The following is a 7839-nucleotide window of genomic DNA, read 5'->3' on the forward strand; positions in this document are numbered from 1 at the left end:
CCCCGACAGCTTGCGTCCCTGCCGATGTCCACGCTCTGTGCGCACAGGCACAAAGGCCGCTGGCCCGCCGCGCGCCCGGGGTTTGCGATTTTCAGCCGCGCAGGGTCCACACAAGCGCCGGGCAAAACGCCCAAATCCGAAAAATCGTCCGGTTCGGCGCAGCTTAAAAGCCGAATGCCTTCCCGCCGGGCCGCCTTGGCAAACACCTCCATCAGCGCCCGCCGGTCGGCCGCGGTCTCATGCACCGCCCCAAGGCCTTGCATGGCCTTTTCCATCGCCGGGTAAAAGTCCACAAAACTGACCGTACACGTGTCCGTATACGGCCCCAAAAGCTGAGCCAGCCGGCAAAACCAGCGGCAGTGATATTCAAAGGTGTACACCGGACTCAAAAACACCGGGTCGTACCGCCACACCACCCGGCTGCGCCCCAGCCGCCTTGACAATTCCCGAAACAAAGGCACAAGCACCTGCCCCTTGGACGGAATGCCCGGCTCCACGTCCCGGCCGTAGGAAGTGAGTGTGAACTGAAAATAAAAGGGAACGTCCCCTAGCAGCTCCAGCCGGTCCAGCATGGGGCCCGGGTTCTTTGTCCAAAAGACATAGCCCCCTACGTCCTGCGCACGCAAAGACACGAACCGCCCGTCCGCCGTTTGGACCCAGCCCCTTGCCACCCGGTCAAAAAACCAGTCTGCATGAAAGGCCGGCACGTCCGTGCGGCGGCTGACGCTGACAATGGGTCTCATTCCTCTTCCAATGTGCCCAGATGGCGCCGGGCATGCTCCAAAATCCGTGTGAACGTCTCCTCGCTCAAATCGTGCTCGATTTTGCACGCATCCGCCGCGGCGGTGGCCTCGTCCACGCCCAGCGTCACAAAAAAGCGCGTCAGCAGCCGGTGGCGGCGGTACACTTTGTCCGCCGTCTGCGCGCCTTCCGGCGTGAGCGAGATGTAACCGTCCTTGTCCACGGTGATATGGCCGCTTTGCCGCAGCTTCTTCATGGCCACGCTGACGCTGGGTTTCGAATACCCCGTCTCGTTTACAACGTCGATGGAGCGCACCAGCCCCTGCCGCTGTTTCAAAATCAAAATGGTCTCCAGATAATCTTCCGCCGATTCGTGCAGGCTCAACATCCTCGCCCCTTTCTTTTCTTTTAACCTTAACACAGCCGCAAACTTTTGGCAAGGCGAACAAAAAAGGGTTGACAAAGGCAGTTAGTCGGTGTAAACTCAATACGAAATAGGTTAGCTATGACTAACGAAAGGGGGATACGGGTTGATGCCTTTGACGATGGCGCCTCAGGGCGAAGCAGTGACCATCCGCCGCATCACCGGGCGGGACGAGGTGCGTCAGCATCTGGCCGAACTGGGATTTGTGGTCCAAGCGCAGGTGACGGTGGTCAGCCGAATGGGCAAAAACGTGATCTGTCAGGTGAAGGACAGCCGAATCGCTCTGGACGGAGCGCTGGCAAACCGGGTAATGATCGGATAGGAGGACGAATATGAACACACTGAAAAACGCAAAAGTGGGCCAAACGGTGACCGTGCGGCGGCTGCACGGCGACGGGCCGCTCAAGCGCCGCATCATGGACATGGGCATTACCAAAGGCGTGCAGATACAGGTTCGCAAAGTGGCTCCTTTGGGCGACCCCATGGAACTCAACGTGCGCGGGTACGAACTGAGCGTGCGCCGGGCCGATGCCGAAATGATCGAGGTGGAATGATTTTTTGTGTCCATGGGTTAGCGTGGACTAACTAAAAACAGGAGGGAAACTGAGATGAGCATGACCATTGCCCTTGCGGGCAACCCCAACTGCGGCAAAACAACGCTGTTCAACGCACTGACCGGAGCGAGCCAGTACGTGGGAAACTGGCCGGGGGTGACCGTGGAGAAAAAAGAGGGGCGGCTGAAAGGCCACAAAGACGTGGTGATCCAAGATTTGCCGGGCATTTATTCGCTGAGCCCCTACACGCTGGAAGAAGTGGTGGCCCGGGAGTATCTGGTGGACGAGCGGCCCGACGCTATTTTAAACATTGTGGACGGCACCAACATCGAGCGAAACCTGTATTTGACCACCCAACTGGTGGAGTTGGGCATCCCGGTGGTGGTGGCCATCAATATGATGGACCTTGTGCGCAAAAACGGCGACGTGCTCGACACGCAAAAGCTGGCCCAGCGGCTGGGCTGCACCGTTGTGGAACTGAGCGCGCTCAAAGGCCAGGGGTGCGATGCGGCCGCCGCCGCTGCCCTGCGCGCGGGCGAGGGAAAAGGCAGGACGACGCCGTGCGTGTTCACGGGCAGTGCGGAGCACGCCATCGCCCACATCGAAGAGTCCCTTTCCGGCCGGGTAAAAGAACAAAATTTGCGCTGGTACGCCATCAAACTGTTTGAAAGAGATGAAAAAGTGCAAAAAAAACTGGCGCTTGACAAAGCGCTGGCCGACCACATCGAACAGCACATCCAAGACTGCGAAAACGAGATGGACGACGATGCCCAGAGCATCATCACAAACCAGCGCTACGCCTACATCCACTCGCTGATGGAGCAGTGCGTCAAGAAAAAGTCTCTGCCCCACGGCCTGACCGTGTCGGACAAAATCGACCGCGTGGTCACAAACCGCATTTTGGCGCTGCCCATTTTTGCAGGCGTGATGTTCCTTGTGTACTGGGTGTCCATGGGGCCCTTCGGCTCCTTTTTGACCGACTGGACCAACGACGTGTTCGCGGCCCAATGGCTCCAGGGTTCGGCCACCGCCCTTTTGGAAAGCTGGAACGTGGCGCCCTGGCTGACCGGCCTCATCGCAGACGGCATCATCGCCGGCGTGGGCGCGGTGCTGGGCTTTGTGCCCCAGATGCTGGTGCTGTTTTTGATGCTCAGCGTCCTCGAGGACGTGGGCTACATGGCGCGCATCGCCTTCATTTTGGACAGGGTCTTCCGCAAGTTCGGGCTGTCGGGCAAAAGCTTCATCCCCATGCTCATCGGCTCCGGCTGCGGCGTGCCGGGCGTCATGGCCTGCCGCACCATTGAGAACGACCGCGACCGCAAAATGACCATCATGACCACCTGCTTTGTGCCCTGCGGCGCCAAAATGCCCATCATCGGCCTGTTCGCAGGGGCTCTGTTCGGCGGCAGCGGCCTTGTGGCGGTCAGCGCCTACTTCATCGGCGTGGCGGCCATCGTCATCAGCGGCATCCTGCTCAAAAAGACACGGGCCTTCGCAGGCGAGCCGGCCCCCTTCGTCATGGAGCTGCCCGCCTACCATCTGCCCAACCTGCAGGGCGTGCTGCGCGCCACCTGGGAGCGTGGCTGGAGCTTCATCAAGCGCGCAGGCACTGTCATTTTGGCCTCTTCCGTTCTTTTGTGGTTCTTGCAGGGCTTCGGCTTTGTGAACGGCACCTTCACCATGGTGGAGGACAACAACCACAGCCTTCTGGCCGTGGTGGGCAACGTGGTGGCGCCTGTGTTTGCGCCCCTGGGCTTCGGAAGCTGGCAGGCCGCGGTGGCCACCTTCACCGGCCTCATCGCCAAAGAGAACGTGGTGAGCACCTTCGGCGTTTTGTACGGCTTTGCCGAAGTGTCTGAGCAGGGCGATGAAATTTGGGGCAACATTGCCGCCGACTTCACGGCCCTCACCGCTTACAGCTACATGATCTTCAATTTGCTGTGCGCCCCGTGCTTCGCGGCCATGGGCGCCATCAAGCGCGAAATGAACAACCCCAAGTGGACCCTCGCGGCCATCGGCTACATGTGCGTATTCGCCTATGGCGCGTCGCTTTTGGTCTATCAGCTCGGCGGCCTTTTGCTGGGGCAGGTGCCCTTCGGCGCCGGCACGGTGGCGGCCATTGCCGTTTTGGCGGCGCTTGTGTACCTGCTGGTGCGCCCCGGCGCCGATGAGCGCGGCAGACTTTCCGTGAGAAAAGGAGCTTATGTATGAACTTGCAGACATTTTTACTGGCTGCCGCGGTCTTTGCCCTGGTGGCGGCCATCGTTGTGTCCCAATTGAAAAAAAGCAAAAAGGGCGGCTGCTCGGGCTGCAGCGGCTGCTGCGGCTCGTGCAAAAAAAGTTCATGAACCTTGTTTTGGCACTGGCATGCCTGGGCCTGGGCGCTGTGCGGCTTTGGCGGAGTGTGAAAAAACATTGACAAACACCGCTTTGTGTGGTATCCTGAATCCACAAGGTTAGCTTTCGCTAACCAAAAAAGAAAAGGCGCTTTTTCCGTGCGCTTTTTCTTTTCCCAGGCGGTTAGCAATAACTAACTGAGAGGAGGCGCCGCTGTGGACCTGTTGGAACAAGCTTTGGCAAAACATTGTGCTCCGGTTTTGCTGGGGGCAAAGGCGGCGAATCTGGTGGCCGTGGATGTGGACAAAGTGCCGGCGCTCACAGCGCGGGTGCAGCAGCTCCGATGGCAACTGGCGGGCTGCGGGCTGGAATTCACGGTGCTGTGCTGCTGCAAGCGCCGGGGGCTGCTGCTGGTGTATCGGCCGGCGGCACTGGCCCGGCGGCTGCAGCGCGACAGACACGTGCTGGCCCGGTTCGGGTACGCACAAAACGGCACTTTGCAAGAGCACCTTCAGCGATTGCAAGACCGCCTGCGCCGGGGCAAAGGGTTCCCCCACGAAATCGGGCTGTTTTTGGACTACCCCACCGAGGACGTGCTGGGGTTTGTAGAAAAGGGCGGCAGCGCGTGCAAATTGTGCGGGTACTGGAAAGTGTACGGCGATGTGAAAGCGGCGAAGGAGCGATTTGCCCGGTTTGACGCCTGCCGGCAAAGGCTGTGCCGCGGCATGGAGCAAGGCGTTCCGCTGGTGCACATGGTGCGCGCGGATGGATAAAAAGTGAGGCGATGGATATGAAAACAGCAGTGATCTACTGGTCCGGCACAGGCAACACCGAGGCCATGGCCCGGGCGCTGGCCGAAGGGGCAGGCGCGGATTTGTTTTTGGTGAGCGAGATGGGCCCCGACCAGGCGGCCGGGTACGACCGGCTGGCGCTGGGATGCCCGGCCATGGGCGATGAAGTGCTGGAAGAGACGGAGTTTGAGCCGTTTTTCGCACAGCTTGAACCACAACTGGCCGGAAAAGTGCTGGCGCTGTTCGGCTCTTACGGCTGGGGCGACGGCGCGTGGATGCGGGATTGGGCAGACCGGGCCCGGGCCGCGGGCGCAGTGCTCTGTGCCGACCCGCTGACCGTTGCGAACGCTCCCGACGAGCAGGACTTGGACGCCTGCCGGGAACTGGGGCGCACGCTGGCCCAATAAAAATGCTTTTCTTGTTTTTAAATAGAAAAACTTCCTCCATGAAAAGGCCGCCGTTTTCAAAAAACGGCGGTTTTTTCCTTGCAGTGGCGGCAAAGGCCGTGGTAAGATGGCACCGAGGTGAAACCATGGAAACGGGGTACAAATATCGCTTTGACGCGCCTTACAGCCTGCACGACGGCCGGGTGCGGGCGCTGGAGCGCACGGACCGGGACTTGTGGCTGCGGTTTGAAAACGGATACCTGCTTTTGACACAGCCGGTGCGCCAAGTGGACGGGGACGTGTGCGTAAAACAGGTGGAATGGGAGTTTTCCTGGGCGTTTTTCTTGAGCAAAAGCGGCCGGATGGGGCCTTTTCGCGGCAAAAAGATGAAGCTGACCAAATTTTTGAAAAAGTACGGGAGCTGTCCGTTTGAAATCGTCGACGAGTGCTTCGGCTACGATCAGGTGCAGTACACGGGGTATCTGTCTCTGCCCGGCGGACCGCTGTTCGAAGTTTTGCTGTGCGTGTGGCACAAAGGGCCCATCACATATTGCACGCGTTCTTGACAACAGCGCGAAAACCACTTATAATCGTAGTAATTTCTGGTTAAAGGAGTTTCGAAACAGCGATGGACGACGCGGACGGCGCCAATCCGGACCGAAGATACACAGTATTTGAAAAGGCATAGTCTGTTTTTCTCAATGGGGAAAACGGACTGTGCCTTTATTGTTTTTTTAAAGAAAGAGGAGAGAAGCACGTGGACATTGGAAGACAGCTTTTGCTGCAGGCGGTTTTGATTTTTTTCAACGCATTTTTTGCCATGACGGAGATCGCGGTGATCTCTTTGAATCCGGCCAAGCTCCGGCGCATGGCCGAAGAAGGGGACACAAAGGCCGGCCGGCTTTTGAAGATGGTGGAGACCCCGGCAGGTTTTTTGTCCACCATTCAAATCGGCATCACCCTGGCGGGCTTTTTGGGCAGCGCCTTTGCGGCGGACAGCTTTTCCGAGTACTTAGTGGACTGGGTGTATGACGATTTGGGCTTTACCGCGCTGCCCCCGTCCGCGCTGGATGCGCTGGCCGTTATTTTCATCACCGTCATCCTGTCTTATTTCACCCTGATTTTGGGCGAGCTGGTGCCCAAGCGCATCGCCATGCAAAAGCCCATGCAGGTGGCGCGCTTCACCTGTGGCGTGGTGTATGGGTTGTCGGTGGTCATGCGGCCGGTCATCTGGTTTTTGTCCGCTTCCACCAACGGCGTATTGCGCCTTCTCCACATGAAGGTAGAGGCCGAGGAAGAGTCCGTCACCGAAGAGGAGATCCGCCTGATGATGGATTTGGGCGAGGAGAAAGGCGCCATTGAAAAAGAGGAAAAACAGTGGATCGAAAACGTGTTCGATTTCGGCGACGCCATCGCGTCCGACGCCATGACCCACGCCGCCGACGTAGAGGCTGTGTGCATCACCGACAGCGACGCGGAGATTTTGGAGCTCATCCGCCGCACCGGCCGCACCCGATTCCCTGTGTACGGCGAGGACCTCAACGACGTGGTGGGCCTTTTGAATGCACGGGATTTCCTCATCCATTTGAGCACTTGTGACGGGAAAAGCCTCACCGATATGCTCCGGCCGGCGTACTTTGTCCCCGAGAGCATTCGCTGCTCGGTGCTGTTTGGGGATATGCAGCAGAAAAAAATCCACCTGGCCGTGGTGGTGGATGAGTACGGCGAAACCGCCGGCATCATCACCATGGAGGATTTGCTCGAGGAGATCGTGGGCAACATCTACGACGAGTTCGACCCTGCCGAGCCCGACCAAATTCGCCAGCTAGAGGAAAATCTGTGGCAAATGTCCGGCAGCGTCAGCATGGAGGATGTGGCCGAGGCCGTGGGCCTAGAACTGCCCGACGAACTGGATTACGATACTCTGGGCGGAATGGTGTTCAGTTGCCTGCACACCATTCCCCAGGACGGCACCCCCCTCGACGTGGAGTGCCTGGGCCTGCATGTGCATGTGGACGAAGTGCGCGAGCGCCGCATTCAGCAGGCCAAGGTCTCCCGCGTGGTCCCCGCCGCCCCGAAGGAATGAGCCGGCCGCGTTGAAATCGGCCGTCGAACATGATAAAATATGGACGGGACCGCTCGCCGGTCCCGTCAGCCTTTTGCGAGAGGAGCGGTGCTTGTGGTACAGCCAAAACAGGAGCGGTTCGCCGTCATTCCCGGCATGACCCTCATCCGCGCGGCCAAGAGCTATTCCGGCTCCCGCACCGGAATGCAGTATAAGTTCCGCGTCGTGGACGACGAATTGGAAGCCGCCGTCTGGCCCTGGCCCTGGTGCCTTGAAAAAAACGACCCCGAAAAGGTGGTCTCGGCCCGCTTCCCGCTCACCGAAGAGGGCATCCATCAGGCCGAGGACTGGGTCAGCCAGCAGTATTGGCAGGACCGCCGCACCTGGGATAAGATTCGCGAAGCCCCCATGTGGTAATACTTTTTTTGTCAAAATGCTTGACGCTGGGCGCGAAAAAGGGTATAATACAGGACAGCCAGTCAATTCGGCCCGTTGGTCAAGCGGTCAAGACGGCGGCCTCTCACGCCGCAAACGGGAGTTC

Annotated in this window: 11 protein-coding genes; 9 read left to right on the forward strand and 2 right to left on the reverse strand. The window is 59.1% G+C overall.

Going from position 1 to position 7839, the window contains the following annotated elements; translation table 11 throughout:
• Positions 1-743 (reverse strand): DUF1848 domain-containing protein (locus AB5H98_RS11995; RefSeq protein WP_367926130.1); only part of this gene is annotated, 743 nt, incomplete at its 3' end.
• Entirely contained in the window at positions 740-1126 is a 387-nt protein-coding gene (locus tag AB5H98_RS12000) for a metal-dependent transcriptional regulator (RefSeq protein ID WP_367926140.1), read from the reverse strand. The genes AB5H98_RS11995 and AB5H98_RS12000, both read right to left, overlap by 4 nt.
• 145 nt (positions 1127-1271) lie before the next feature.
• Between AB5H98_RS12000 and AB5H98_RS12005 the strand changes: the two genes are divergently transcribed.
• The 9 genes from AB5H98_RS12005 (at position 1272) to AB5H98_RS12045 (ending at position 7715) form a co-directional block, all read left to right on the forward strand.
• Entirely contained in the window at positions 1272-1487 is a 216-nt protein-coding gene (locus AB5H98_RS12005; protein ID WP_367926131.1) for a ferrous iron transport protein A, read from the forward strand.
• Between the two features lie 10 nt (positions 1488-1497).
• Positions 1498-1719 (forward strand): ferrous iron transport protein A, encoded by a 222-nt coding sequence (locus AB5H98_RS12010; protein WP_367926132.1) that lies wholly within the window; start codon positions 1498-1500, stop codon positions 1717-1719.
• Between the two features lie 54 nt (positions 1720-1773).
• Positions 1774-3930 carry a ferrous iron transport protein B gene (gene feoB / locus AB5H98_RS12015; RefSeq protein WP_367926133.1) on the forward strand — a complete coding sequence of 719 codons (2157 nt, stop codon included), beginning with the start codon at positions 1774-1776 and terminating at the stop codon, positions 3928-3930.
• Positions 3927-4067, forward strand: coding sequence for a FeoB-associated Cys-rich membrane protein (locus tag AB5H98_RS12020; RefSeq protein WP_367926134.1), 141 nt, complete (start codon positions 3927-3929; stop codon positions 4065-4067). The genes feoB and AB5H98_RS12020 overlap by 4 nt, the downstream gene beginning before the upstream one ends.
• Before the next feature lie 204 nt (positions 4068-4271).
• On the forward strand, positions 4272-4829 hold the full coding sequence (locus tag AB5H98_RS12025; protein ID WP_367926135.1) for a DUF3793 family protein: 558 nt from the start codon (positions 4272-4274) through the stop codon (positions 4827-4829).
• Between the two features lie 17 nt (positions 4830-4846).
• Positions 4847-5254, forward strand: a complete 408-nt coding sequence (locus AB5H98_RS12030) for a flavodoxin (RefSeq protein WP_367926136.1) — start codon at positions 4847-4849, stop codon at positions 5252-5254.
• A gap of 125 nt (positions 5255-5379) precedes the next feature.
• Positions 5380-5799 carry a hypothetical protein gene (locus AB5H98_RS12035; protein WP_367926137.1) on the forward strand — a complete coding sequence of 140 codons (420 nt, stop codon included), beginning with the start codon at positions 5380-5382 and terminating at the stop codon, positions 5797-5799.
• Between the two features lie 191 nt (positions 5800-5990).
• Positions 5991-7319: a hemolysin family protein gene (locus tag AB5H98_RS12040; RefSeq protein ID WP_367926138.1), complete on the forward strand. Its 1329-nt coding sequence runs from the start codon at positions 5991-5993 to the stop codon at positions 7317-7319.
• 93 nt (positions 7320-7412) lie between these two features.
• A complete protein-coding gene (locus tag AB5H98_RS12045; RefSeq protein ID WP_367926139.1) occupies positions 7413-7715 on the forward strand; it encodes a hypothetical protein in 303 nt (100 codons plus the stop codon).
• The last annotated feature ends 124 nt before the right edge of the window (positions 7716-7839 follow it).

This window comes from uncultured Ruthenibacterium sp., assembly GCF_963558415.1.
Classification (GTDB): Bacteria; Bacillota; Clostridia; order Oscillospirales; family Ruminococcaceae; genus Ruthenibacterium.

Coding starts and splice junctions, on each gene's coding strand:
- AB5H98_RS12010 (WP_367926132.1), top strand. CDS start 1,498: ATGAACACACTGAAAAACGCAAAAGTGGGCCAAACGGTGACCGTGCGG.
- feoB (WP_367926133.1), top strand. CDS start 1,774: ATGAGCATGACCATTGCCCTTGCGGGCAACCCCAACTGCGGCAAAACA.
- AB5H98_RS12020 (WP_367926134.1), top strand. CDS start 3,927: ATGAACTTGCAGACATTTTTACTGGCTGCCGCGGTCTTTGCCCTGGTG.
- AB5H98_RS12030 (WP_367926136.1), top strand. CDS start 4,847: ATGAAAACAGCAGTGATCTACTGGTCCGGCACAGGCAACACCGAGGCC.
- AB5H98_RS12035 (WP_367926137.1), top strand. CDS start 5,380: ATGGAAACGGGGTACAAATATCGCTTTGACGCGCCTTACAGCCTGCAC.